The organism is Curtobacterium sp. GD1, assembly GCF_020882855.1.
In the GTDB taxonomy this organism is placed as follows: domain Bacteria; phylum Actinomycetota; class Actinomycetes; order Actinomycetales; family Microbacteriaceae; genus Curtobacterium.
The window spans coordinates 1-22,369 of sequence record NZ_JAFEVQ010000015.1 but is presented as its reverse complement, the minus strand read 5'-3'; the positions used below and the strand labels follow the sequence as shown (position 1 = coordinate 22,369).

Annotated in this window: 21 protein-coding genes; 9 read left to right on the top strand and 12 right to left on the bottom strand. The window is 69.8% G+C overall.

All coding sequences use genetic code 11. From position 1 onward, the window contains the following. Positions 1-29 precede the first annotated feature (29 nt). The 5 genes from JSX79_RS10015 to JSX79_RS09995 all read left to right on the top strand — a co-directional run bounded on the left by JSX79_RS10015 (position 30) and on the right by JSX79_RS09995 (position 5,507). The gene (locus JSX79_RS10015; RefSeq protein ID WP_070418185.1) at positions 30-965 is read left to right on the top strand and encodes a carbohydrate ABC transporter permease; all 936 of its coding nucleotides are present in this window, start codon (positions 30-32) and stop codon (positions 963-965) included. After that, positions 962-1,951 (top strand): carbohydrate ABC transporter permease, encoded by a 990-nt coding sequence (locus JSX79_RS10010; protein WP_175473685.1) that lies wholly within the window; start codon positions 962-964, stop codon positions 1,949-1,951. The genes JSX79_RS10015 and JSX79_RS10010 overlap by 4 nt, the downstream gene beginning before the upstream one ends. A gap of 99 nt (positions 1,952-2,050) precedes the next feature. Further along, positions 2,051-3,385 carry a sugar ABC transporter substrate-binding protein gene (locus JSX79_RS10005; RefSeq protein ID WP_175496037.1) on the top strand — a complete coding sequence of 445 codons (1,335 nt, stop codon included), beginning with the start codon at positions 2,051-2,053 and terminating at the stop codon, positions 3,383-3,385. A 71-nt stretch (positions 3,386-3,456) separates the two neighbouring features. Next, the gene (locus JSX79_RS10000) at positions 3,457-5,310 is read left to right on the top strand and encodes a beta-galactosidase family protein (RefSeq protein ID WP_229086022.1); all 1,854 of its coding nucleotides are present in this window, start codon (positions 3,457-3,459) and stop codon (positions 5,308-5,310) included. A gap of 44 nt (positions 5,311-5,354) precedes the next feature. Next, positions 5,355-5,507, top strand: a complete 153-nt coding sequence (locus JSX79_RS09995; protein ID WP_229086020.1) for a hypothetical protein — start codon at positions 5,355-5,357, stop codon at positions 5,505-5,507. 12 nt (positions 5,508-5,519) lie between these two features. On the opposite strand, the gene JSX79_RS09990 is transcribed toward JSX79_RS09995, so the two are convergent. Together JSX79_RS09990 and JSX79_RS09985 are read right to left on the bottom strand one after the other, a co-directional pair. Then, positions 5,520-5,972 carry a hypothetical protein gene (locus JSX79_RS09990; RefSeq protein ID WP_071302764.1) on the bottom strand — a complete coding sequence of 151 codons (453 nt, stop codon included), beginning with the start codon at positions 5,970-5,972 and terminating at the stop codon, positions 5,520-5,522. Further along, on the bottom strand, positions 5,969-6,304 hold the full coding sequence (locus JSX79_RS09985; protein WP_071302763.1) for a biopolymer transporter Tol: 336 nt from the start codon (positions 6,302-6,304) through the stop codon (positions 5,969-5,971). Before JSX79_RS09985 ends, JSX79_RS09990 begins: the two co-directional genes overlap by 4 nt. A 140-nt stretch (positions 6,305-6,444) precedes the next feature. Here JSX79_RS09985 and JSX79_RS09980 point away from each other — a divergent pair, with 140 nt between their 5' ends. Beyond that, on the top strand, positions 6,445-7,512 hold the full coding sequence (locus JSX79_RS09980) for a spore photoproduct lyase family protein (RefSeq protein WP_229086018.1): 1,068 nt from the start codon (positions 6,445-6,447) through the stop codon (positions 7,510-7,512). A 51-nt stretch (positions 7,513-7,563) separates the two neighbouring features. Here the strand turns inward: JSX79_RS09980 and JSX79_RS09975 are convergent, their stop codons facing one another. The 3 genes from JSX79_RS09975 to JSX79_RS09965 form a co-directional block, all read right to left on the bottom strand. Continuing rightward, entirely contained in the window at positions 7,564-7,740 is a 177-nt protein-coding gene (locus tag JSX79_RS09975) for a CsbD family protein (protein WP_229086017.1), read from the bottom strand. 131 nt (positions 7,741-7,871) lie between these two features. Further along, positions 7,872-8,972, bottom strand: coding sequence for an SDR family oxidoreductase (locus JSX79_RS09970; protein WP_229086015.1), 1,101 nt, complete (start codon positions 8,970-8,972; stop codon positions 7,872-7,874). 37 nt (positions 8,973-9,009) lie between these two features. Then, positions 9,010-9,408: a DUF3253 domain-containing protein gene (locus tag JSX79_RS09965; RefSeq protein WP_229086013.1), complete on the bottom strand. Its 399-nt coding sequence runs from the start codon at positions 9,406-9,408 to the stop codon at positions 9,010-9,012. A gap of 66 nt (positions 9,409-9,474) precedes the next feature. Here JSX79_RS09965 and JSX79_RS09960 point away from each other — a divergent pair, with 66 nt between their 5' ends. Beyond that, on the top strand, positions 9,475-10,815 hold the full coding sequence (locus tag JSX79_RS09960) for an alpha-amylase family glycosyl hydrolase (protein WP_229086011.1): 1,341 nt from the start codon (positions 9,475-9,477) through the stop codon (positions 10,813-10,815). A 79-nt stretch (positions 10,816-10,894) separates the two neighbouring features. Here the strand turns inward: JSX79_RS09960 and mmsB are convergent, their stop codons facing one another. From mmsB to chvE, 3 genes are all read right to left on the bottom strand, one after another. Further along, positions 10,895-12,076, bottom strand: coding sequence for a multiple monosaccharide ABC transporter permease (gene mmsB, locus JSX79_RS09955; protein WP_229086009.1), 1,182 nt, complete (start codon positions 12,074-12,076; stop codon positions 10,895-10,897). Continuing rightward, on the bottom strand, positions 12,063-13,616 hold the full coding sequence (gene mmsA, locus JSX79_RS09950) for a multiple monosaccharide ABC transporter ATP-binding protein (protein ID WP_070418195.1): 1,554 nt from the start codon (positions 13,614-13,616) through the stop codon (positions 12,063-12,065). The genes mmsB and mmsA overlap by 14 nt, the downstream gene beginning before the upstream one ends. 106 nt (positions 13,617-13,722) lie before the next feature. Beyond that, positions 13,723-14,853: a multiple monosaccharide ABC transporter substrate-binding protein gene (gene chvE / locus JSX79_RS09945; RefSeq protein ID WP_083295236.1), complete on the bottom strand. Its 1,131-nt coding sequence runs from the start codon at positions 14,851-14,853 to the stop codon at positions 13,723-13,725. Positions 14,854-15,032: 179 nt separating this feature from the next. Between chvE and JSX79_RS09940 the strand changes: the two genes are divergently transcribed. Beyond that, positions 15,033-16,082, top strand: coding sequence for a substrate-binding domain-containing protein (locus JSX79_RS09940; protein WP_070418196.1), 1,050 nt, complete (start codon positions 15,033-15,035; stop codon positions 16,080-16,082). 192 nt (positions 16,083-16,274) lie between these two features. Here the strand turns inward: JSX79_RS09940 and JSX79_RS09935 are convergent, their stop codons facing one another. From JSX79_RS09935 to JSX79_RS09920, 4 genes are read right to left on the bottom strand one after another with little or no spacing between them, the layout of a single operon-like run. Then, positions 16,275-17,228, bottom strand: coding sequence for a carbohydrate ABC transporter permease (locus JSX79_RS09935; RefSeq protein WP_229086007.1), 954 nt, complete (start codon positions 17,226-17,228; stop codon positions 16,275-16,277). Between the two features lie 3 nt (positions 17,229-17,231). Further along, positions 17,232-18,182 carry a carbohydrate ABC transporter permease gene (locus tag JSX79_RS09930; protein WP_229086005.1) on the bottom strand — a complete coding sequence of 317 codons (951 nt, stop codon included), beginning with the start codon at positions 18,180-18,182 and terminating at the stop codon, positions 17,232-17,234. A 43-nt stretch (positions 18,183-18,225) separates the two neighbouring features. Then, positions 18,226-19,533, bottom strand: coding sequence for a sugar ABC transporter substrate-binding protein (locus tag JSX79_RS09925; RefSeq protein WP_229086004.1), 1,308 nt, complete (start codon positions 19,531-19,533; stop codon positions 18,226-18,228). Positions 19,534-19,537: 4 nt separating this feature from the next. Beyond that, the gene (locus tag JSX79_RS09920) at positions 19,538-21,514 is read right to left on the bottom strand and encodes a glycoside hydrolase family 127 protein (protein WP_229086003.1); all 1,977 of its coding nucleotides are present in this window, start codon (positions 21,512-21,514) and stop codon (positions 19,538-19,540) included. A 165-nt stretch (positions 21,515-21,679) separates the two neighbouring features. On the opposite strand from JSX79_RS09920, the gene JSX79_RS09915 reads away from it, so the two are divergent. Further along, a partial coding sequence (locus JSX79_RS09915) for a LacI family DNA-binding transcriptional regulator (protein WP_229086002.1) occupies positions 21,680-22,369 on the top strand: 690 nt, incomplete at its 3' end.

Sequence of the window (22,369 nt, the reverse complement as noted above, 5' to 3'; positions counted from 1 at the left end):
ACCCGAACACAGCACGACAAGGGAGTCACATGAGCACGCTGGAAGCGCGCGCAGCCGGAGCCACCGCCCCGGCCGTGCCACCGCGGCGCCGCGCCAGACCGCGCGGCCGGTACACGGGATGGCTCTTCGTCGGCCCGTTCGTCGTCGTCCTCGTCGCCATGCTCATCGTCCCGATCGGCTACGCGCTCTGGCTCAGCCTCTTCCGCGACCAGCTCATCGGCGGCAACCAGTTCGTCTGGTTCGCCAACTACGTGCAGCTCTTCCAGGACGCGAAGTTCTGGTCGGGTCTCGGCCGGGTCGCGGTGTTCCTCGTCGTGCAGGTCCCGATCATGCTCGGCCTCGCGCTCGTCGCCGCCCTCGCGCTCGACAGTGCCCGGCTCTGGGGAACGAGCTTCTTCCGCATCGCGGTGTTCCTGCCCTACGCGGTCCCCGGTGTCGTCGCCGCGCTGATCTGGGGGTTCATCTACGGCAACCAGTTCGGCCTCACCGGCACCGCGAACCACGCGCTCGGCATCGACCTGCTGCAGCCGTTCAGCCCGGACTGGGTGCTCACGTCGATCGGCAACGTGGTCACGTGGGAGTTCCTCGGCTACAACATGCTGATCTTCTACGCCGCGCTCCGCACCGTGCCCGGCGAGCTGTACGAGGCGGCCGAGCTCGACGGCGCCGGCCCGATGCGCACGGTCTTCTCGATCAAGCTCCCGGCCCTGCGCGGCCCGATGGTCATCGCCACGATCTTCTCGATCATCGGCAGCTTCCAGCTCTTCAACGAGCCGAACCTGCTCAAGACGCTCGCCCCGAACGTCATCGGCAGTGCCTTCACGCCGAACATGTACGCCTACTCGCTGTCCTTCAGCGGCCAGCAGTTCAACTACTCCGCCACCGTCGCGATCGTCATGGGCGTGATCACCGCGGTGATCGCCTACGTCGTCCAGGTCCGCGGCACCCGCGAGGAGAACCGATGAGCACCCTGCAGCACCCGGCGACCGGCGCGTCCGGCCCGGCCACCGTCACCGAGGCGACCACGACGCTGCGCGACCCGCAGGCCCGGTCGAGCCGCGCCTCCAGGCGTGCCGAGCGGAAGGCCGAGCAGCACGTCGACGGACGCAAGCCGAAGCGTTCCGGCCTCCTCACGGCCGTGATGATCGTCTTCGTCGTCTACTCGTTCGCGCCGCTGTTCTACCTGCTCGTGAACAGCACGAAGACGCAGGCCTCGCTCCTCTCGACCTTCGGCCTGTGGTTCGGCGGGAAGTTCAACCTCTGGCAGAACATCGTCGACACGCTGACGTACAACGACGGCATCTTCGTGCAGTGGCTCGGCAACACGCTGCTCTACGTGGTCGTCGGCGCCGGTGGCGCGACCCTCCTCGCCACGATCGCCGGCTACGGCATGGCGAAGTTCCAGTTCCCCGGCCGCCGTGCGGTCTTCGCCGTCGTCCTCGGAGCGATCGCCGTCCCCGGCACCGCGCTCGCCGTCCCGACCTTCCTGCTCTTCTCGCAGTTCGGCCTGACGAACACCCCGTGGGCGATCATCCTGCCGTCGCTCATCAGCCCCTTCGGCATGTACCTGATCTGGACCTACGCGGTGGACGCGATCCCCGCCGAGCTCCTCGAGGCCGCCCGCATGGACGGCGCCGGCGAGTTCCGGATCTTCTTCACGATCGCGCTCCGCCTGCTCGCGCCCGGCGTCGTCACGGTCCTGCTCTTCGCGGTCGTGGCCACCTGGAACAACTACTTCCTGCCGCTCATCATGCTGAGCGACCCGAAGTGGTACCCGCTGACGGTCGGCCTCAACCAGTGGAACGCGCAGGCCACCGGGTCCGGTGCCGAGCCGATCTACAACCTCGTCGTCACGGGATCGCTCCTCACGATCATCCCGATCGTGGTCGCGTTCCTCTTCCTCCAGCGCTTCTGGCAGTCCGGCCTCGCGGCCGGTTCCGTCAAGGCCTGATCCGTCGGACGGGAGGCACGCAGCGGCCCCGCCACGCGCCTCCTGCCCGACACACAGCAGCTCCACCCCCCTCTCCACGAAGAAGTGAAAGGCACCTCCATGAACAAGCGTCTCCGGCGCGGCCTCAGCGCCGTCGCCATCGGCGTCACCGCAGCCGTCGCCCTCGCCGCCTGCGCCTCCGGCGGCTCCTCGTCCGGCGGTTCGTCCGACGACATCTCGAAGGCCCTGAAGGACGGCGGCACGCTGACCTACTGGTCGTGGACCCCGTCCGCGAAGGACCAGGTCGCCGCGTTCGAGAAGGCCTACCCCAAGGTGAAGGTCAAGCTCGTCAACGCCGGCACCGGCGCCGACCAGTACACGAAGCTCCAGAACACGATCAAGGCCGGCTCGGGTGCCCCCGATGTCGCCCAGGTCGAGTACTACGCACTCCCGCAGTTCGCGCTGTCCGACTCGCTGCTCGACCTGTCCTCGTACGGGTTCGGCGACCTCAAGGACAAGTTCGCGACGAGCACGTGGAACTCGGTCGACATGGACGGCAAGATCTACGGTCTGCCCCAGGACTCCGGCCCCATGGCGCTGTTCTACAACAAGAAGGTCTTCGACAAGTACGGCATCGCCGTGCCGAAGACGTGGGACGAGTACGTCGCAGCGGCCAAGAAGCTGCACGAGGCCGACCCGGACGCGTACATCGCGGCCGACTCCGGCGACGCGGGCTTCACCACGAGCATGATCGCCCAGGCCGGCGGCACGCCCTTCACCACGAAGGGCGACAAGGTCACGATCAACCTCGAGGACGCCGGCACGAAGAAGTGGACCAAGACCTGGGACCAGCTCGTCGAGCAGGGTCTGCTGTCGAAGACCGTCGGCTGGAGCGACGACTGGTACAAGCAGCTCGGCAACGGCCAGATCGCCACGCTCATCACCGGCGCCTGGATGCCCGGCAACCTCGAGGCGAGCGTCGCCGACGCCAGCGGTGACTGGCGCGTCGCGCCGATGCCGACTTACGACGGCGGCACCGCGCAGACCGCGAACAACGGCGGCAGCGCCGAGGCGGTCATGAAGCAGTCGAAGAACCCGGCCCTCGCGGCGGGCTTCCTCAAGTGGCTGAACTCCTCGAAGGAGTCGACCGGCATCTTCATGAAGTCCGGTGGGTTCCCGTCGACCACCGCCGACCTCGAGTCCTCGGCATTCCTCGACGAGAAGCCGGAGTACTTCGGCGGCCAGCAGATCAACAAGGTGCTCGTCGACGCGTCGAAGTCGTCCGACAACGACTTCACCTACCTGCCCTACCAGGTGTACGCGAACAGCGTCTACGCGGACACCGTCGGCCAGTCGTACGAGAACGGCACCTCGCTCGAGAGCGGTCTCGCCGCCTGGCAGAAGGCCCTCGCGAAGTACGGCAAGGACCAGGGCTTCACGGTCTCGTCCAAGTAGTCACCACACCAGTTCGACCCGGGGCCGTGCGGAACCTTCCGCACGGCCCCGTCTCCTGAAAGAGTTCCCCCATGCGCTTCGCCATCGGCGACACCGACTTCCTGCTCGACGGCGAGCCGCACCGGATCCTGTCCGGCGCGATCCACTACTTCCGTGTCCACCCCGACCTGTGGGCGGACCGGATCCGCAAGGCGAAGCTGATGGGGCTCAACACCATCGAGACGTACGTCGCCTGGAACGCGCACGCGCCGTCGCCTTCTTCGTTCAGTTTCGAGGACGGTCTCGACCTCGGCCGCTTCCTGGACCTCGTCGCCGCCGAGGGCATGCACGCCATCGTCCGTCCCGGCCCCTACATCTGCGCGGAGTGGACGAACGGCGGCCTGCCGTACTGGCTCTTCGCCGACGGCACCGTCGGGGTCCGCCGCGACGAGCCGGGGTTCCTCGCCGCCGTGCAGGGGTACTTGGAGCATCTCGCGCCGGTGCTGGTCCCGAGGCAGATCGACCACGGCGGACCGATCGTGCTCGTGCAGGTCGAGAACGAGTACGGCGCCTACGGCTCCGACCCCGTCTACCTGTCGAAGCTCGAGGCGATGCACCGGGCGATCGGGCTCACCGTCCCCTTCACGAGCGTCGACCAGCCGATGGGCACGATGCTCGAGGACGGTTCGCTGCCCTCGCTGCACAAGACCGGGTCGTTCGGCTCGCGTTCCGTCGAACGGCTCGCGCGACTCCGACAGGCCCAGCCGACCGGCCCCCTGATGTGCTCCGAGTTCTGGGACGGCTGGTTCGACAGCTGGGGCGAGCACCACCACACCACGCCGGCCGCTGCGTCGGCATCGGACCTCGACGACCTGCTGGCCGCGGGCGGCTCGGTCAACATCTACATGTTCCACGGGGGCACGAACTTCGGCTTCACGAACGGCGCGAACGACAAGGGTGTGTACCGCCCGATCGCGACGTCGTACGACTACGACGCCCCGCTCGACGAGGCCGGGCGTCCGACGGAGAAGTTCCACGCGTTCCGCTCGGTCATCGAGCGCTACGCGCCCGTGCCGCCGCTGCCCGCTGCGATGCAGCCCGGTGGGTCGGGTCGGGTCGGGTCCGTCGGTCCCGTCGGACCCGTCGGTCCCGTCGGGTCGGCTCCGGCCCAGGAGGCGCGGCTCGCCCCCGCCTCGGACGTCGCCGTCCGCCTCGACCGCGTCACACCCCTGCGCGCCCTGCTGCCGTCCCTCACGTCGTGGTCCGCGCACGACACCCCGCCGACGTTCGACGCCCTCGGCGCTGCGAGCGGCTTCGTGCTGTACCGGACCGAGGTGGACCTGCCGTCGGGCGGCGTGCTCACCGTCGGCGAGGAGGTCCGCGACCGCGCCGTCGTCTCCGTGGACGGGATCGTCGTCGGTGTGCTCGAACGGGAGCACCACGACCGCGCCATCGCCCTGCCCCCGGTCACCGGCACGCTCGAGCTCCTCGTCGAGGACCAGGGCCGCGTCGACTACGGCCCACGCATCGGCGAGCCGAAGGGCCTGATCGGCGGTATCGCCGTCGACGGGGTCCCGCTCGCCCGGTGGACGGCGTCGCCCCTGGCCCTCGACCCGATGCCCGAGGCTGCGCTGACGATCCTCGCCGACCCACTGCCCACCGACGGCGACGTGCTGGCCGGACCGGTGTTCGCCACGGGGTCGTTCGACCTCGCCGAGGCGGGGGACCGCTACCTCGCCCTCGACGGGTTCCGGAAGGGTGTCGCCTGGGTGAACGGGTTCTGCCTCGGCCGGTACTGGTCCCGCGGGCCGCAGCGCACCCTGGCCGTCCCCGGACCGGTGCTCCGCGCCGGGAGGAACGACGTCGTCGTCCTCGAACTGCACGCCGCCGCGTCCCGGTCGGTGTGCCTGCGGGTCGAGCCGGACCTCGGGCACACGGAGGGCTGACCGGGTTAGGCTTCGCTGGAGTCCGAGCAGCCGAGGGGGATGCGATGGTGCGGGTGTTGCAGTGGGTGTGGCGCGTGGTCGTCTCCGTGCTCCACGTCCTGGCGGGGGTGCTCACCTCGTTCGGTTCCGGCGGGATCGTCGGTGCGGGAGCGCCGCCGGCCCCGACCCCGAACAAGCCCGACGACTACCGCCCCTGACCGTTCCGGGAGTCAGACTGCTCGAGCTCCGGCCCACGCCCGCACCTCGAGCAGCGCCGCACGTCGCCACCGCCACAGTGGGGCGAACTTGGTGCCGTCGTCCTCCCTCGCCTGCGTGAGCATCCAGATCTGCCGCCGGTGTTCCGTGCCGCTGTCATCACGCCACTCGACGAACGCATCGTCGAGCACCGTGGTGATGCCGTCGCGCGGCGCCGACCAGCTGACGAGGAAGCCGTGGTACCGCAGCGTGTCTCCGCACAGTTGGACGCCGAGCCGCGGGAGCCGGACCAACACCCAGGTAGCGATCGCAGCGAACACGACACCCAGGACGAAGACGAAGACCCGGGCTGACGCGCCCGGTGAGAAGGCGACCGAAGCAACCGCGACACCCGTCCCGATGCCGACGGGACCGAAGACGATGATGTTGAGCACGCGGTCGAGTCGCGGCGGCCGGATGGTCTTCACGGCAGCGGCCGGCTCGAGGCGTCGGGCGAATCGGTGTCGAGGGCGTCGAGGTCGTGCAGTGCTCGCCGGGCGTCGGCGATCCGGTCGGCCTCGGGGCGGGTCCACCACTCGGGCCCGCGTTCGCCGAGCCCGTGCTTCGCCAGGCCGTTGCGGTGCCGTGCTGCGGCGAGGGCGTCCTCGTCGCCGGAGCGCTTGGCCTGCTTGACGGCGTTGCGGCCCCGACCGAGGTGCGACCGGAGGGCTGCGGCGACGTCCTCGGGGAGCGCCGGGTCGGTCCGTCGCCACCGCCGACCGTCGACCACGAAGAAGTGGTCGTCGGGCGTCGCGGTCATGCACCCGAGTCTTGCAGCGGACGCCGGGTTCGTCCGGAGGGATGACCGTTCTGGTTCGTGGAGTCCGGGGATCGCGAACCAGAACGGTCACCGCGCGGATCCGGTGCACGGTGTCAGGGGTGGGCGGTAGAACGGCGGTGATGCCCGAACCCCGCGCCCTGCTCGACGTCCGCCGGATCTACGCCGAGCCGGCAGCCCTCGAGCTCCAGCGCGGGCAGGAGGTCGTCGGGCAGTGGCCCGACGCCGAGATCGTCCCCGTCGAGTTGCACTGGAACATCCCCGAGGTGCACGGCGACGAACGGAACGTCCAGCGGTGGGTGCGTATCAAGACCGAGGCGCTCGTCCTCGGCGTGAAGAAGTCGCTCGTGACCCGGCCGAACGGACGCTCCGCGGACTTCATCGCCCCGTCGACGGCGAACGGCTGTGCCATGGCGTGCGCCTACTGCTACGTCCCACGGCGCAAGGGTTACAGCAACCCCGTGACGGTCTTCGCGAACATCGACCAGATCACGAAGCACGTCGCCCGCAACATCGCGAAGCAGGGACCGAAGACCGAGCCGAACCAGTGCGACCCGCACGCGTGGGTCTACGACATCGGCGAGAACAGCGACTGCTCGGTGGACGCGATGCTCAGCGACAACGTGCGGGACCTCTGCGACCTGTTCCGGATGTCACCGACCGCCAAGGCCTCCTTCGCGACGAAGTACGTCAACCGCGACCTGCTCGACTGGGACCCGATGGGCCGCACGCGCATCCGGTTCTCGCTCATGCCGCACGAGACCGCGAAGGTCACCGACATCCGCACCAGCCCGATCGCCGAGCGGATCGCCGCAGTGAACGACTTCGTCGACGCCGGGTACGAGGTCCACCTCAACTTCTCGCCCGTCATCCTGACCCCGACGTGGGAGTCCGACTGGGCCGACCTCCTGCGTCAGGTGGACGACGTCCTGTCCCCGGCCGCGAAGGCGCAGCTCGCGGCCGAGGTCATCTTCCTCACCCACAACGAGCCCCTGCACGAGGTCAACCTCGGCTGGCACCCGAAGGCCGAGGACCTGCTGTGGCGCCCGGACCTGCAGGAGCAGAAAGTGTCGCAGAACGGTGCGGTCAACGTCCGCTACCGCTCCGGGATGAAGGGGCAGCTGGTCGAGCGGTTCCGGGAACTCGTCGCGGAGCAGCTGCCGAGCTGCCGCATCCGCTACGCCTTCTGAGACGACGAACGCCCGCGCCGTCGGGCGCGGGCGTTGCGTGGTGCGACGGGCTCAGTGACCGTCGAGGTTGTCCTTCGCCTTCTCGGTCTCGAGACGGCCCTCGCCCATGACCTGGTCCTTCTGGCCCTGGTGCTTGAGCTCGTCGTCGTCGGTGTGCTTGCCGACCGCTTCCTCGACCTTGCCGACGACCTTCTGGGTGACGTCCTTCGCCTTGTCTCCGAGCGACATGGTGTCTTCCTTCCTCCGGGGACCGCCGAGGGTCCTCGGGGCCTGTGCCACGAACACAACCAGGGGCAGCAGCGCGGCTCGCGGCCGGGCCGCAGGTTCGTGTCCCCCGATTACTTCCACCGGGGTACGGATCAGGGGATCAGCCGGTCGGCGCGGTAGCGGTCGAAGAGCTCGGCGAAGGCACGTTCGGTGCGACGGAAGGCGGTGAAACCGGCGTCGCGGCTCTTGCCCATGTCGGTGACGACCTCCATCGCACGACCGAGGTCGGCGTCGGTGTGCCACCACGAGGCGAGCCGGGTGATGTCGGGTTCGACGAGGCCGTGGCGCTCCGCGATGTCGGCCCACGCAGCCTCGTGCGGGGCCATCTGCTCCTCGAGCGGACGCGGCGCATCCTCGTACCCCACGACCCGCGCCGGGTCGACACCGAGGTGGGCGGCGAGCCGGGGCCACATCCAGCGCCAGCGGAACACGTCGCCGTTCACGATGTTGAACGCCTCGTCGGCACCCTCGGGCGTGGTCGACGCCCAGACCATGTGCTCGGCCAGGATGCCGGCGTCCGTCATGTCGGTGAGGCCGTTCCACTGCGCCTCGCTGCCCGGGAACACGAAGTCCAGACCGAGCTCCTTCGCCAGGGTCGCCTGCACCGCGATGGTCAGCCCCATGTTCATCGCGTTGCCGACGGCGTGGCCGATCACCGTGTGCGAGCGGTGCACCGACCAGGTGAAGCCCTGGCGGTCGGCGGCGGCGAAGAGCTCGTCCTCCTGGGCGTAGTAGAAGTTCGGGGTGTCGAGGCGCGGTTCCTCCTCGTGGAACGGGGTGTCGGGCATCTCGCCGGCGGCGTACGCCTCGAACGGGCCGAGGTAGTGCTTCAGCCCCGTGACGAGGGCGACGTGCTCGAGCGGCGCGTGGGCGAGGGCTGCGAGGAGGTCGCGCACCATGCCGCCGTTCACGCGGATGTTCTCGGCCTCGGTGTCTTGCCGCTGCCAGGCCGTGAAGAAGACGTGGGTCGGGCGCTCGTCGGCGAGGGCGGTGCCCAGCGACTCCGGGTCGCGCAGGTCCGCGGCCACGGTGCGGACACCGTCGCGGGCGAGGGGCCGGCGGGAGAGCGCGGTCACCTCCCACCCGAGGTCGAGCAGGTGCGAGACGAGCGCCGATCCGGTGATGCCGCTGGCACCCACCACGAGGGCTCGGAGACGGTCGGGGGACTGTGCGGCGGTGTCGATCGAGGTCATCACCTCCGTGCAACGCAGCTGTGCGACAGGTGTTCCCTCAGCGCGGTCGGCGGATACGGATCGGGCCCTTGGCGGTGGACGGGTCGACGACGCTGCCGTGCTGCGTGATCTCGACCTCACCGCGGGCCACCATGCGCCGTGCGGCCCGCCGTGCCGGCTCCATGAGGTCACGCCAGCCGTCGGGGTCGAGGGCCCGGGCGGCGTCGGACGGGCAGATGCTCGACGTTCGAGCGCGTGCCGCGAGCAATTCGTCGATCCGTTGCTCGAGTGCTCGGTCCGTCGCGTCCACGCCGTGCTTCCGGCACGCGGCCGAGCAGTACTTCGCATCCGGGGCGGCGGAACCGGGCATCCGGCGGCCGCACGAGGCACACGTCCGATCGGCGTGCTCCGCCTCGTTCGCGGCGGCGTCCGCCTCGGTCCTGATCGCTCGTCCCATGCGACCATCCTGTCCCCGCTGTCCGGTCTCGCGCCCAGCCCAGGCACGGCTGGCAGCATCGGGTCGGTGAACACCGACACCGCACCCGAGCGTCCCGCTGAGCCCGCCTGGGTCGAGCACGTCATGTGGTGGCACGTCTACCCGCTCGGGTTCGTCGGTGCCGACGTCCGGCCGGACACCCCCGTGGACGGACGCCCCGTCGACCACCGGCTCGGCCGCATCGAGCCCTGGCTCGACCACGTCGTGGACCTCGGGCTGAACGGGCTGCTGCTGGGCCCCGTCTTCACGAGCTCGACGCACGGCTACGACACGGTCGACCACTTCCGGATCGACCCGCGGCTCGGTGACGACGACGACTTCGACCGGCTCGTCACGGCCGCGCACGACCGGGGGATCCGGGTCCTGCTCGACGGGGTGTTCAACCACGTCGGACGGGAGCACCCGGCCTTCCGCGCCGTCGAGGAGCAGGGGCCGGACGCGCCGACGGCGGATCTGTTCGCGATCGACTGGGCAGGCTGGTCGCCCGGCGACGACGTGCCGGTGGGACTGTTCGAAGGGCACGACATCCTGGTCGCGCTCGACCACGGCAGCCGGGCCACCGAGGACCTCGTCGTCGAGGTGATGACGCACTGGCTCGCACGGGGCGTCGACGGCTGGCGACTCGACGCGGCCTACGCGGTACCGACGGCGTTCTGGGCACGGGTGCTGCCGCGCGTCCGGGAGCGCTTCCCGGACGCCTGGTTCACGGGCGAGGTCATCCACGGCGACACGGCTGCGTTCGTCCGCGCCTCGACGGTCGACTCCACCACGCAGTACGAGCTCTGGCAGGGCATCTGGCACGGCATCGCCGACCGGAACTGCTTCGAGCTCGCCCACGCCGTCGAACGGCACGACGAACTGCTGGCCGCACAGGCACCGAGCACGTTCGTCGGCAACCACGACGTGACGCGCATCGCGAGCGCCGTGGGGGAGCGGTTCGCCGGGCACGCCGGCGCCGTCCTCTTCACCGTCGCCGGGACCCCGAGCGTCTGGGCCGGTGACGAGTACGGCTGGACCGGGGTGAAGGAGGAGCGCGTCGGCGGGGACGATGCCGTCCGCCCGGAGTTCCCGGCCGCTCCGCCTGAGTCCGTGGCGCTCACGCACGCGTACGAGGCGCTCATCGCCCTCCGCCGCCGCGAGCCCTGGCTGCACCGCGCCCACACCGACGTCGTCCACCTCACGAACACCGCGATCGTGCTGCGGACCGCGACCGCGGAGCGGGCGGTGGTGACCGCCCTGAACCTGTCGCCCGATCCCGTCGACCTGCCCACAGCGGGTGCGACGCGCGTCGAGGCGGGCGGAGCCGACGTCGGGGACGGGACCCTGCGCCTCCAGGCCGCCGCCTGGGCAGTGCTCTCCGGATCGTGAGCAGAAATGGTCGGGTCCCCGGACAGGACCCGACCATTTCTGCACACGAAGCGAACGCCCGCGCGCCCGCGCGCCCGCGCTACTTGCGCGCGGACGCCGCCCGGCGCTTGTTGAACACGTCGAACGCGACGGCGGCGAGCAGCACCAGGCCCTTGATGAGCGACTGGTACTCGGTCCCGATGCCGAGGATCGACATGCCGTTGTTCAGGATGCCGATGATGAGACCACCGACGATCGCTCCCGGCACCGTCCCGATGCCACCGGTGACGGCCGCGCCGCCGATGAACACCGCGGCGATGGCGTCGAGCTCGAAGCCGTTGCCGGCACCCGGAGCCGCGAGGTTGAGCTGCCCGGTGAACACCACGCCGGCCAGGGCCGAGATGACGCCCATGTTGACGAAGAGCAGGAACGTGACCCGCTTCGTCTTCACACCGGAGAGCTGGGCGGCGAGGGCGTTCCCGCCGATCGCGTAGATGTGGCGGCCGAACACCGCGCTCCGCATGACGACCGAGTAGATCACCACGAGGGCACCCAGCACGACGAGCACGATCGGGGTGCCGTTGTAGCTCGCGAGCAGGAGCGCCACGTAGATGACGAGCGCCACCGTGAAGGCGAGCTTCGTGATGAACCAGGCGAACGGCTCGCTCTCGAGCTGGTACTTGCGCCGGGTGGCACGACCGCGGAACGCCGTGATCACGAGGACGATCGCGGCCGCGAAGCCGAGGATCATCGTGAGGGGCTCGTACCCGGTGGTGCCGAACGACGGCAGGAAGCCGGAGCCGAGGGAGCGGAAGCCCTCCGGGAACGGCGAGATCTGCTGGTTGTGCAGGACGATCTGCGCGGCGCCGCGGAACGCGAGCATGCCCGCGAGCGTGACGATGAACGCCGGGATCCCGAAGTAGGCGATCCAGAACCCCTGCCAGGCACCGACGAGGGCGCCGACCACCAGGCAGAGCACGACCGCGATCGGCCAGGGCAGGCCCCACTGCGTGATCATGACACCGGCCATGGCGCCGGTGAAGGCCACGACCGAGCCGACCGAGAGGTCGATGTGCCCGGCGATGATGACCATCACCATGCCGATGGCGAGGATGAGGATGTAGCTGTTCTGGACGATCAGGTTCGAGACGTTGATCGGGGCGAGGGTGATGCCGTTCGTCGTCACCTGGAAGAAGATGACGATGACGATCAGCGCGATGAACAGGCCGATCTGTCGGAGCTGCCCGGTGAGGTAGCCGGCGGCGGACTTAAGCGCGTTCATTGACAGGGGTCTCCCGTTCCTGGGTCATGTACTGCATGAGGGCCTCGGGCGTGGCCTCGGAGCGGGGCACGTCGGCGGTGATCGTGCCCTCGGAGAGCGTGTAGATGCGGTCGCAGATGCCGAGGAGCTCGGGGAGTTCGGAGGAGATCACGATGATCCCCTTCCCCTGGTCCGCGAGCTGGTTGATGATCGTGTAGATCTCGTACTTCGCGCCGACGTCGATGCCGCGTGTGGGCTCGTCGAGGATGAGCACGTCGGGGTCGGCGTACATCCACTTCGACAGGACGACCTTCTGCTGGTTGCCGCCGGAGAGCTTCCCGGTGACGACGTCGACGTTCGGTGCCTTGATGTTGAGGCTGCGGAGGAACTGCCCGGCGACGGTGGTCTCCTCGGACGCGTTGACGAAGCCCCAGTTCGCGAGCTTCCCGAGCGCCGACCCGGAGATGTTCCGCTTGATGTCGTCGATGAGGTTGAGCCCGTAGCGCTTCCGGTCCTCGGTGACGTAGGCGATGCCGTTGTCGATCGCCTGCGACACCGTGTGGGTCTTGATCGGGACGCCGCGCTTGTACACGGTGCCGCTGATCCCGGTGCCGTAGGACTGGCCGAACACGCTCATCGCGAGCTCGGTCCGACCGGCGCCCATGAGCCCGGCGATGCCGACGACCTCGCCCGCCCGGACGGAGAGGTTCGCCTGGTGGATGATCTCGCGCGAGGCGTCGAGCTGGTGGTGGACGGTCCAGTCCTCGATGCGGAGGAGTTCCTCGCCGATCTGCGGGTCCTCGCGCTCGGGGTACCGGTTCGACAGGTCGCGACCGACCATGCCGCGGATGATCCGGTCCTCGGAGACGTCGTCGGCGTGCATGTCGAGCGTCTCGATGGTCTTGCCGTCGCGGATGATCGTGACCTTGTCCGCGATCGCCTTGATCTCGTTGAGCTTGTGGCTGATGATGATCGCCGTCATCCCCTCGGCCTGCAGCGACCGGATGAGGTCGAGCAGGTGCGCCGAGTCGTCGTCGTTCAGCGCCGCCGTCGGCTCGTCGAGGATGAGGAGCTTCACCCGCTTCGACAGGGCCTTCGCGATCTCGACGAGCTGCTGCTTGCCGACGCCGATGTCGACGATCTTCGTGACCGGGTTGTCCTTGAGGCCGACGCGCTGCAGGAGCTCGGCGGCCGCGAGGTTCGTCTTGTTCCAGTCGATGAACCCGGCCTTCGACTGTTCGTTGCCGAGGAAGATGTTCTCGGCGATCGACAGGAACGGGCTGAGCGCGAGCTCCTGGTGGATGATCACGACCCCGGCCGCTTCCGAGCCGTTGATGTCGCCGAACTCGACGGGGGATCCGTCGATGAGGATCTCGCCGTCGAAGGAGCCGTGCGGGTAGACCCCGGACAGCACCTTCATCAGGGTGGACTTGCCGGCGCCGTTCTCGCCGCAGATCGCGTGGACCTGGCCGCGCTCGACCTCGATCGAGACCCCCTGCAGCGCCTTGACCCCGGGGAACGTCTTGGTGATGTCACGCATCTCGAGGATGGTGTCCGCCATGTGGGACCGCCTTTTCGTCGTCCGCGCGTGGGCGCGCGGGTGGTGACGGACTGGAGGCGCGGGGCGGGGTCGACCCGCGCCTCCAGTCCGACAGATGGGTTGCGTCCTACTTGAGGTCGGCCTCGGTGTAGTAGCCCGAGTCGACGAGGACTTCCTTGTAGTTGTCCTTCGTCACGACGGTCGGCTGGAACAGGTAGGTCGGGACGACCTTGACCTTGTTGTCGTAGCTCTTCGTGTCGTTGACCTCGGGCTTCTTGCCGGTGAGCAGGTCCTCGGCCATGGTGACCGACTGCTTGGCGAGCTTGCGCGTGTCCTTGTAGATGGTCGAGTACTGCTGCCCGGCGATGATCGACTTCACGCTGGCCTGCTCGGCGTCCTGCCCCGTGATGGTCGGGAGCGGGCGGTCACTCGAGCCGTACCCGGCGCCCTGGAGCGCCGAGATGATGCCGATCGACATGCCGTCGTACGGCGAGAGCACGCCGTTCAGCGTGGTGCCGCCGGAGTACGACTTCGCGATGAGGTTCTGCATGCGGGCCTTGGCGGTCGCCGGGTCCCACTGCTGCGTCGCGGCCTGGGAGAGCTGGTCCTGGCCGGACTGGATCTTCAGGGTGCCGTCCTCGAGGTACGGCTTGAGGGTCTTCATCGCACCGTCGAAGAAGAAGCCCGCGTTGTTGTCGTCGAGCGAGCCGGCGAAGACCTCGATGTTGAAGGGGCCCTTCTCGCCGGTCTTCTTGCCGTCCGCGTCGAGCACGCCGAGGCCGGTGAGCAGGCTCGTCGCCTGGTCGACGCCGACCTTCTCGTTGTCGAACGACACGTAGTAGTCGACGTTCTTGTTGCCCGTGAGCAGGCGGTCGTAGGAGATCACCTTGATGCCGGCCTTGGCGGCGGCGTCGAGCTGGTCGGAGAGCGCTCCGCCGTCGATCGACGCGATGATGAGGACCTTCGCGCCCTTCGTGATCATGTTGCTGACCTGCTGCGCCTGCTGCTGGACCTTGTTGTCGCCGTACTCGAGGTCGACCTTGTAGCCGGCCTTCTCGAGGTCGCTCTTGACGGCGTTGCCGTCCTTGATCCAGCGTTCGGAGACCTTGGTCGGCATCGCGACGCCCACCAGGGCGCCCTTGTTGTCGCCGCTGCTGCTCCCACCGTCGGTGGACGCGCGTCCGCCGGCGGAGCAGCCGGCGAGTGCGATGGCGATGCCGAGGGCGGCGACGCCCGCGACGATCTTGCGCTTCATCATCGAAGTACCTCTGTTCCTGCGCGTCCACGTCGACGCGCTCGGTGCCGGGGCTGCTGTGCCCCGAGGGATTTGCTCGTGTGAGCGCTCACATACTGGGGGTTCCGTGACGGGGTGTCAACTCACCGTGACCGTTTCGCGATCTTGTCGCGTCGGCCGGACTGCGCGGTACGGTTGGCGACGTGACGACCACGACCGCGCTCGGGGACGCCGGCGGCAAACGTCGCAAGGCACCCACGATCTTCGACGTCGCCGAGCGCGCGGGCGTCTCCCACCAGACCGTCTCGCGGGTGATCAACGGCGACCCGACGGTCCGCGAGCAGTTCCGCGCCCAGGTGTCCGATGCGGTCACCGAGCTCGGGTACCGGCCCCGTGCCGCGGCCCGGGCGCTCGCCGGGGGGCGCAGTCGGGCGCTCGGCATCATCACCGCCGGGGACGCGCTGTACGGACCGTCGAGCACCGCCATCGGGTTCGAGCGGGCAGCCCGGTCCGCCGGCTACCACGTCCTGCTCTCCACGCTGCCCGACGACCCGCGCCCCGTCGACCTGTCGAACGCCCTCGTGACGCTGCTCGCCCAGGACGTCGCCGCCATCGTGCTCGTCGCCGCCGACAACCGGGTGCTCGACGCCCTCGCCTCGCTGACCGTCCCGGTCTCGGTGCCCGTCGTCGTCGCGAACGCCGTGCAGCGGGACGCGGCCAGGGCCCCGGTGGCACCGAGCGTCGCGGCGGTCGCGATCGACCAGGCGGCGGGGACCTCGCTCGTGATGGAGCACCTGTTCGCCCGCGGGCACCGCCGGATCGTGCACATCGCCGGCCCCGCGGTCTCGCAGGAGTCCGAGGTCCGCCGGGTGACCTACGAGCGGATCATGCGCGACGCCGGACTCGAACCCGTGGTGCTCGACGGCGACTGGACCCCGGCGAGTGGGTTCGCGGCGGCCCGGACGATCGACGTGCACACGGTCGACGCGGTCTTCGCCGGGAACGACCAGATGGCGCTCGGGGTCCTGCACGCCTTCGCCGACGAGGGACTGCGGGTGCCGGACGACATCGCCGTGGTGGGCTTCGACGACGTTCCCGAGGCAGCGCACTTCACGCCGCCGCTCACCACCGTGCGGCAGGACTTCCGGGCGATGGGGGAGCGGGTGCTCGACACCGTGCGGGCCCTCGTCGAGGGGGAGCCGCGGGACGAGACGTTGCTCGTGCCCGAGCTCGTGGTGCGCCGGAGCGCGTAGGGCGCGGGGCGCGCGGGGCACGGGGCGCGGGGGCGGCGCGCCGCGGCGTGGCGCGTGCGGGCCGCAGTGTGCGAGGTTCCGCGCGCGGTGCGAGGCTCGCGCCGTCCCACGGAGCGCGGAACCTCGCACACAGCAGGGCGCAGCGCCGCCCCCGCACGGTGCGAGGACGGCGCCGCCCGGCTGACCCGACCGTCAGCCCTTCAGCGCGCCGGACGACAGCCCGGCGACGTAGAACCGCTGCAGCCCGACGTACAGCGCGATGCACGGGATCATCGCCACGACCGACCCGGCCACGAGGTTCCCGTACGACACCTGCCCGTACGCCCCGGTCTGCAGGTTGAGCAGCGCGACGGGCAGCGTGTAGAGCGAGTCCTTCGTGAGGAAGGTCAGCGCCCCGAGGAACTCCGTCCACGACGCCAGGAACGCGTAGAGCGCGGCCGTCGCGGCACCGGGCAGCAGCAGCGGCCGCAGCACCGACACGACGACCCGGAAGCGCGAGGCGCCGTCGACGAACGCCGAGTCCTCGAGCTCCGTCGGGATCGACTCGAACGCGTTCCGCATCACGAACACCCCGAACGGCAGGTTCACCGTCGTGTAGAAGAGCACGAGCCCGAGCAGCGAGTTCGTGAGCTTCATCGCGTTCATCTCGAGGTACAGCGGCGTGAGGATCGCCTGGAACGGCACCATCATCGTCAGCAGCACCAGCCCGAAGACGACGCCGGACCCGCGGAACCGGAACCGGGCGAACCCGTACCCGGCCATCGTCGCGATCACGGCGGTCAGGACGGCCGTGGCGATCGACACGACGAGCGAGTTCACCACGCCGGTGAGCAGGTGTGACGAGGGGCTGAAGACCGCGGCGAAGTTCTGCCACCCGAGCTGGAAGAACGTCGCCGGGTCGGCCGCCTGCGTGATGACGGCCTCGGACTGGAAGGCCCGCAGGATCGACCAGATGAGCGGGACGCCGAACACGAGCGTCGCACCGACCCCGGCGATGACGTACAGCGTGCGCTTCACGGCGGTGTCGCGCGGGTGGCGCACGCTGCCCTGGTGGCGGCGACGGTGGCCTCCGTCGCCCGAGGTGGTCAGCGTGCGGGTGGACAGGTCCGGGGCCGCGAGGCCCGCACGGGAAGCGGTGGTGCTCATGGCTCAGTCCTTCTCTCGCAGTGCCCAGAACTGGAACACGGTGACGGAAGCGATGACGACGACGAGGGCGATCGACTCGGCGGTCGCCGCGCCGAGCTGCAGGTTCACGAAGCCGCGGTTGTAGATCGCGTTGACGATCGTCGTGGTCTCCGTGCCCGGCCCGCCCTGGGTCAGGATGTAGAACTGGTTGAACGCGAGCAGTGACCCGATGACCGAGATGATCGCGCTGAGGGCGAGCGTGGAGCGGATCATCGGCATCGTGATGAGGCGTTCGGTCTGCCACCACGAGGCCCCTTCGAGCTGCGCGGACTCGTACACCTCGTCGGGGATGCCCTGCATGGCGGACATCACGAGCACCATCGTCAGCCCGGACACCGCCCAGACGACGAGCACGCAGATGAGCAGCGTCGCGAGCGGACCGTTCACGAGCCACGCCGTGCTGCCGTCGGTGATCCCGAGCCAGCGCAGCACCATGTTCACCGCGCCGGAGTTCGGCTGCGCCTCGAGCACGAGCATGAACGACAGCGTGGTCAGCCCGACGACGTACGGCAGGAAGAACACCGTGCGCAGGAACGTCGACCCGCGCCGTCGGGCCCGGATGAGCACGGCGAGGAAGTACCCGAGCGCCAGGATCGGCACCGTCACGATCGCCGTGTAGAGCAGCGTGTACCCGATGGCGTGCACGAACGTCGGGTCCTGGAACAACGTCAGGTAGTTCTGCAGTCCGATGAACCGGTACGGGCCGATCAGGGGCCAGTTCGTGAACGAGATGTAGAGCGCGAACACCAGTGGCGCGAGGACGAACACCGCGACGAACACGATCGCCGGGGTGACGAGCACGGCGCCGGTGCGCGGCGGGTGCGTGAGCGAGTTCCGGGACGGACCCGGGCGGCTGACGCCACGGCCGACGGTCGGACGGCCGGCGCCGGTCCGTCGGTTGGAGACGGTGGTCATGTCTGCACCTCTCTGTGCAACGAGCGAACGGGCGAGCGGTCGCTCAGGCCTGGACCTGGTCGAGGATGCGGGTGTAGTCCGACTGCGCCGTCTTCATGGCCGCAGCGGCCCCCGAGCCGAACACCGCCTCGCGGAACATCGCGAAGTACGGCGACGAGGGCTGGTTGACGAGCAGGTTGTACGCGAGCGTCTGCGGCGCGTACCCCTTCTCGATCGCGTCGAGCGGGCCGAACGCGAGCGGGTACTTCTTCCGGTAGGCGGGTGTCGCGGCGTCGGACCGGGTCGGGAAGTACCCGCCGTCCGGCAGTGCCTGCTGTTGCTGCAGACCGTTCGCGTACTGCATGAACGCCCAGGCCCCGGACGGGTTCGCCGCCCCGTTCGGGATGCACATGTTGTCGCCCCCGTCGAAGAACGACCGCTTGCCGTCCCACGACGGGATGAGCACCGTCTGCATCTTCGCCCGCATCGCCTTCGTCGCGGCGGGCACGGTCGCACCGTACGAGGTCGGGAAGATGCCGACCTTGCCGGCCCGGAAGTCGGCGCCCCACGTGGTCCCGGCGTCCGCGTAGGTCGCCTTCGACAGCACGCCGTCCTTCCACAGCTGCCGGTAGAACTCGAGCATGCGTTCGAGCGCCTCGTTGCCGGTGATGTTCGCCGTCTGCTTGCCGACCTCGCCGGACATCATGTCGACGCCGGTGGCCCAGACGTGCGGCTGCGTGACGAATCCGATGATGCCGGCGGCGTTGCCCGAGATCGACCACCCGTACACGTCGTCGCCGGTCCTCCGGATCGCCTTCGCGGCGGCGAGCAGTGAGTCGAGGTCCTTCGTCGCGTCCTCGACGTCGAGGCCGGCCCGGTCGAACAGCTCGGTGTTGACGAACAACTGCGAGTTGTCCGCCAGGTACGGCAGCCCGTAGTACCGGTCGCGGTACTCGAGCAGCCGGAGGTGGCCGGGTGAGATCGCGTCGAAGTAGTCGAGCCCCTTCACGACGTCGGTGAGGTCGGCGAACGCTTCGCGGAAGATGAACAGCTGCGAGTTGATGTCGTCGATGTCCACGACGTCCGGCGGCTCACCACCACGGATCGCGGTCGCGAGCTTCGTCACGTACTGTCCGTCCGGCACGGGCGTCAGCTCGACCTGCAGCTTCGGGTTCGCCTTGTTGAACCCGGCGACCGCCGCCGTCAGTCCGGCCTGCGTCGCCGAGCGGCACCAGACGTGCACGGTGCCGGTCGCGTTCCGGCCGAAGCTCGCGACGCGCGCGTCGACCTTCGGCAGGGTGCCGGAGCACCCCGCCAGGGCGAGGGCCGCCCCGCCGGCGAGACCGCCGGCGAGGAACGCTCTGCGGTCCATCGTGTCACCGCGCCAGCGGGAGCCAGACGCGCATCGGCGCGGCTCCGCGGTTCGCCCAGGCGTAGTACGGGACCGCGGTGGCGGTGACGTCCTGGAGGCGCGTGGTGGCCGCCGTGGACCCGGCCGCGTCGTCGACGCTGGTCGCCGCACCTGCGTGATCCGTTCCTCCTGGACCGTCCAGTCGGCGGTACGGCCACGCTGCCTGCGCGTGCTCGGCCGGGGCGTGTCCGGCGACGCGCAGCGTGACGACGCCGTCGAGGAGCCCGTCCTGGCGCTCCTCGGTGATCGGCGCGTCGGCGTCGACCGTCAGGTCGTCGACCGTGAAGCCCTGCTGGTCCGCCTGTTCGACCGCGTACACGAGCGGTCCGCGCTCGATGGCGACCTGCCCGCGTGCGGCGTCGATCCGGGCGTCGGCGACGTACCGGTGCGGCGTCGTGTCGAAGACGAGCTCGACGGTGTCGCCGGCCGCCCACTCGCGGTCGATGACGTGCAGCGTGCCCGCGGCGGGGCTGGCCGTGCCGTCCGGACCCTGCACCGTCGTGGTGTCCGACCAGGACGGGATCCGCAGGCCGAGGACGAGCGGGCCGTCCTCGGTGACGGTGACGACCACGCGGCCGTCGTGCGGGTACCCGGTCTCGACGTCGACCGGGCCGAGCGAGGCCGTGGCGTACTGGTGCAGCTGGAGGCCGCCGTCGGTCGCGGTGGCGAGGTAGCCGTCGAGGCTCGCGAACGTCCGCATGATGTTCGGCGGGCAGCAGGCGCAGTCGAACCAGCCGCGGCGGCCGTGCGCGGGGGAGCGGTTCTCGTCCTGGTGGGCGTGGTCACGCTGCTGCAGCGGGTTGACGTAGAAGTACTCGGTGCCGGCGAGGCTCACGCCCGCGAGGAACGCGTTGTACAGCAGGCGCTCGATCGCGTCGGCGTACACGGGCTTCCCGGTCGCGAGGAGCAGGCGCCAGGCCCACTGGATCCCGCCGATGGCCGCGCAGGTCTCGGCGTACCCGCGGTCGGTCGGGAGTTCGTACGGGTCGCCGAACGCCTCCCAGTCCCAGCGCGCACCGAGGCCGCCGGTGATGAACGCCTTCGTGGCCATCATGTCCGCGAACTGCGTCTCGCTCGCGGTCAGGAGCTCGGTGTCGCCGGTCTCGATCGCGACGTCCACGGCGCCGGCCGCGAGGTACACGGCGCGGACCGCGTGGCCCTCGACGGTCGTCGCCTGTCGGCTCGGGACCCGGTCGGAGAAGTACGTCGGCTCGCCGCCGGCGCGCTCGATGATGCCGGTGCCCCGGGCGTCGACGAACCAGTGCGCGAGGTCGAGGTAGTCGCGGTTGCCGGTCTCGCGGTAGAGCTCGACGAGCCCCATCTCGACCACCGGGTGGCCGTCGACGTCGCGGACCTTGCCGGGGCCGTCGCCGAACGTGCGGACGAGGTGGTCCGCGCTCTTGACCGCGACGTCGAGCAGCCCGGTGTCGCCCGTCGCCCGGTGCTGTGCGACGGCTGCCTGGTACAGGTGCCCGGCGCAGTACATCTCGTGGCTCCACTTGAGGTCTGTGTACCGCTCGCCCTTCCCCCGGATCTGCTGCACGGAGTCGAGGTAGCCGTCGTCGGCCTGCGCCTGGGCGTACAGGGCGGTGACCTCGCGCTGGAGTTCCAGCAGGTCCTCGGCGGGGGCTCGTCCGTACTCCCACGCCACCGCCTCGAGCCACTTCGTGACGTCGGAGTCCATGAAGATCGGGCCGGTCGCGTCGCCCTCCTCGAGGCCGGCGGCGATGCGGAGGTTCCGGAAGTTCCCGGCCGCCTCGAGCAGGGCGTACCCGCCACGGACCGCGTCGCGGCCGTTCCGCTCCTGTCGGAGGGCCCAGAAGCCTCCGGTGATCCGGGCGTCGCCCGTGGGCAGCGGACGGAGCGTCAGGTGCGCGTCCGCGGTCGGGAGGACCGGGGTCGCGGTGTGCGCGCGGCTGTCGGTCGCGAGCGTGGTGGTCATGTCGCCTCCTTGCGATGTGACTCAGGCCGGGTCCGGTTCCGTGGTGGTTCCGGAAAACGGTTTCTGCGGAGGACGTTACGACACGACCTGGAGGCGCGCAAGGGCGTCTTCTCACATCGTGCGTATAGTCATGGTCAGTTTCCCGCATCCGGAAAGGGGTTTGCCGTGACACTGGAGCGCGCTGGGCGGACCGTCCGGATCACCGACGTCGCGGCGCTCGCCGGCGTGTCGATCGGCACCGCCTCGAAGGCACTGAACGGCACCGGGCAGCTTCGGGAGTCGACGCGCGCGCGGGTGAAGGACGCCGCCGAGAAGCTCGGGTTCGTCGGCGATGCCCGGGCCCGCGCGCTCTCCTCGGGTCGGACCTACACGGTGGGCATGATCACGACGGACTCGTTCGGCCGGTTCTCGATCCCGGTGCTCCTCGGCGCTGAGGACGCCCTCTCCGCCGGGCAGATGGCCGTGCTGCTGTGCGACACCCGCGACGACCACGTGCGCGAGGCCCACTACCTCCGCTCGCTCGCCGCCCGCGGGGTCGACGGCATCATCGTGACCGGTCGTTCCGCCGACGCCCGGCCGCCGATCGACGTGCCGATCCCGGTCGTGTACGCGTTCACGCCCTCGACCGACCCGGACGACGTGTCGGTCACGCTCGACGACGCCGCCGGGTCGGCGGCCGTCGCCGCGCACGTGCTGTCGACCGGGCGACGGCGGGTGGCGATCGTCACGGGGCCCGAGCGGCACCGGTCGGCGGTCCGGCGTGTGTCCGGCGCCACCGAGGTGCTCGGCGCGAGCCTCGTGGCCGAACCGCTGTACGGCGAGTGGTCGGAGCGGTTGGGGCGGCGGACACACGCC

What these genes read in the sequence shown, in the direction of transcription:
- JSX79_RS10015 (WP_070418185.1), top strand. Translation starts at nt 30, where the DNA reads ATGAGCACGCTGGAAGCGCGCGCAGCCGGAGCCACCGCCCCGGCCGTG.
- JSX79_RS10010 (WP_175473685.1), top strand. Translation starts at nt 962, where the DNA reads ATGAGCACCCTGCAGCACCCGGCGACCGGCGCGTCCGGCCCGGCCACC.
- JSX79_RS10005 (WP_175496037.1), top strand. Translation starts at nt 2,051, where the DNA reads ATGAACAAGCGTCTCCGGCGCGGCCTCAGCGCCGTCGCCATCGGCGTC.
- JSX79_RS10000 (WP_229086022.1), top strand. Translation starts at nt 3,457, where the DNA reads ATGCGCTTCGCCATCGGCGACACCGACTTCCTGCTCGACGGCGAGCCG.
- JSX79_RS09995 (WP_229086020.1), top strand. Translation starts at nt 5,355, where the DNA reads ATGGTGCGGGTGTTGCAGTGGGTGTGGCGCGTGGTCGTCTCCGTGCTC.
- JSX79_RS09985 (WP_071302763.1), bottom strand. Translation starts at nt 6,304, where the DNA reads ATGACCGCGACGCCCGACGACCACTTCTTCGTGGTCGACGGTCGGCGG.
- JSX79_RS09980 (WP_229086018.1), top strand. Translation starts at nt 6,445, where the DNA reads ATGCCCGAACCCCGCGCCCTGCTCGACGTCCGCCGGATCTACGCCGAG.
- JSX79_RS09975 (WP_229086017.1), bottom strand. Translation starts at nt 7,740, where the DNA reads ATGTCGCTCGGAGACAAGGCGAAGGACGTCACCCAGAAGGTCGTCGGC.
- JSX79_RS09970 (WP_229086015.1), bottom strand. Translation starts at nt 8,972, where the DNA reads ATGACCTCGATCGACACCGCCGCACAGTCCCCCGACCGTCTCCGAGCC.
- JSX79_RS09965 (WP_229086013.1), bottom strand. Translation starts at nt 9,408, where the DNA reads ATGGGACGAGCGATCAGGACCGAGGCGGACGCCGCCGCGAACGAGGCG.
- mmsB (WP_229086009.1), bottom strand. Translation starts at nt 12,076, where the DNA reads ATGAACGCGCTTAAGTCCGCCGCCGGCTACCTCACCGGGCAGCTCCGA.
- mmsA (WP_070418195.1), bottom strand. Translation starts at nt 13,616, where the DNA reads ATGGCGGACACCATCCTCGAGATGCGTGACATCACCAAGACGTTCCCC.
- chvE (WP_083295236.1), bottom strand. Translation starts at nt 14,853, where the DNA reads ATGATGAAGCGCAAGATCGTCGCGGGCGTCGCCGCCCTCGGCATCGCC.
- JSX79_RS09935 (WP_229086007.1), bottom strand. Translation starts at nt 17,228, where the DNA reads ATGAGCACCACCGCTTCCCGTGCGGGCCTCGCGGCCCCGGACCTGTCC.
- JSX79_RS09930 (WP_229086005.1), bottom strand. Translation starts at nt 18,182, where the DNA reads ATGACCACCGTCTCCAACCGACGGACCGGCGCCGGCCGTCCGACCGTC.
- JSX79_RS09925 (WP_229086004.1), bottom strand. Translation starts at nt 19,533, where the DNA reads ATGGACCGCAGAGCGTTCCTCGCCGGCGGTCTCGCCGGCGGGGCGGCC.
- JSX79_RS09920 (WP_229086003.1), bottom strand. Translation starts at nt 21,514, where the DNA reads ATGACCACCACGCTCGCGACCGACAGCCGCGCGCACACCGCGACCCCG.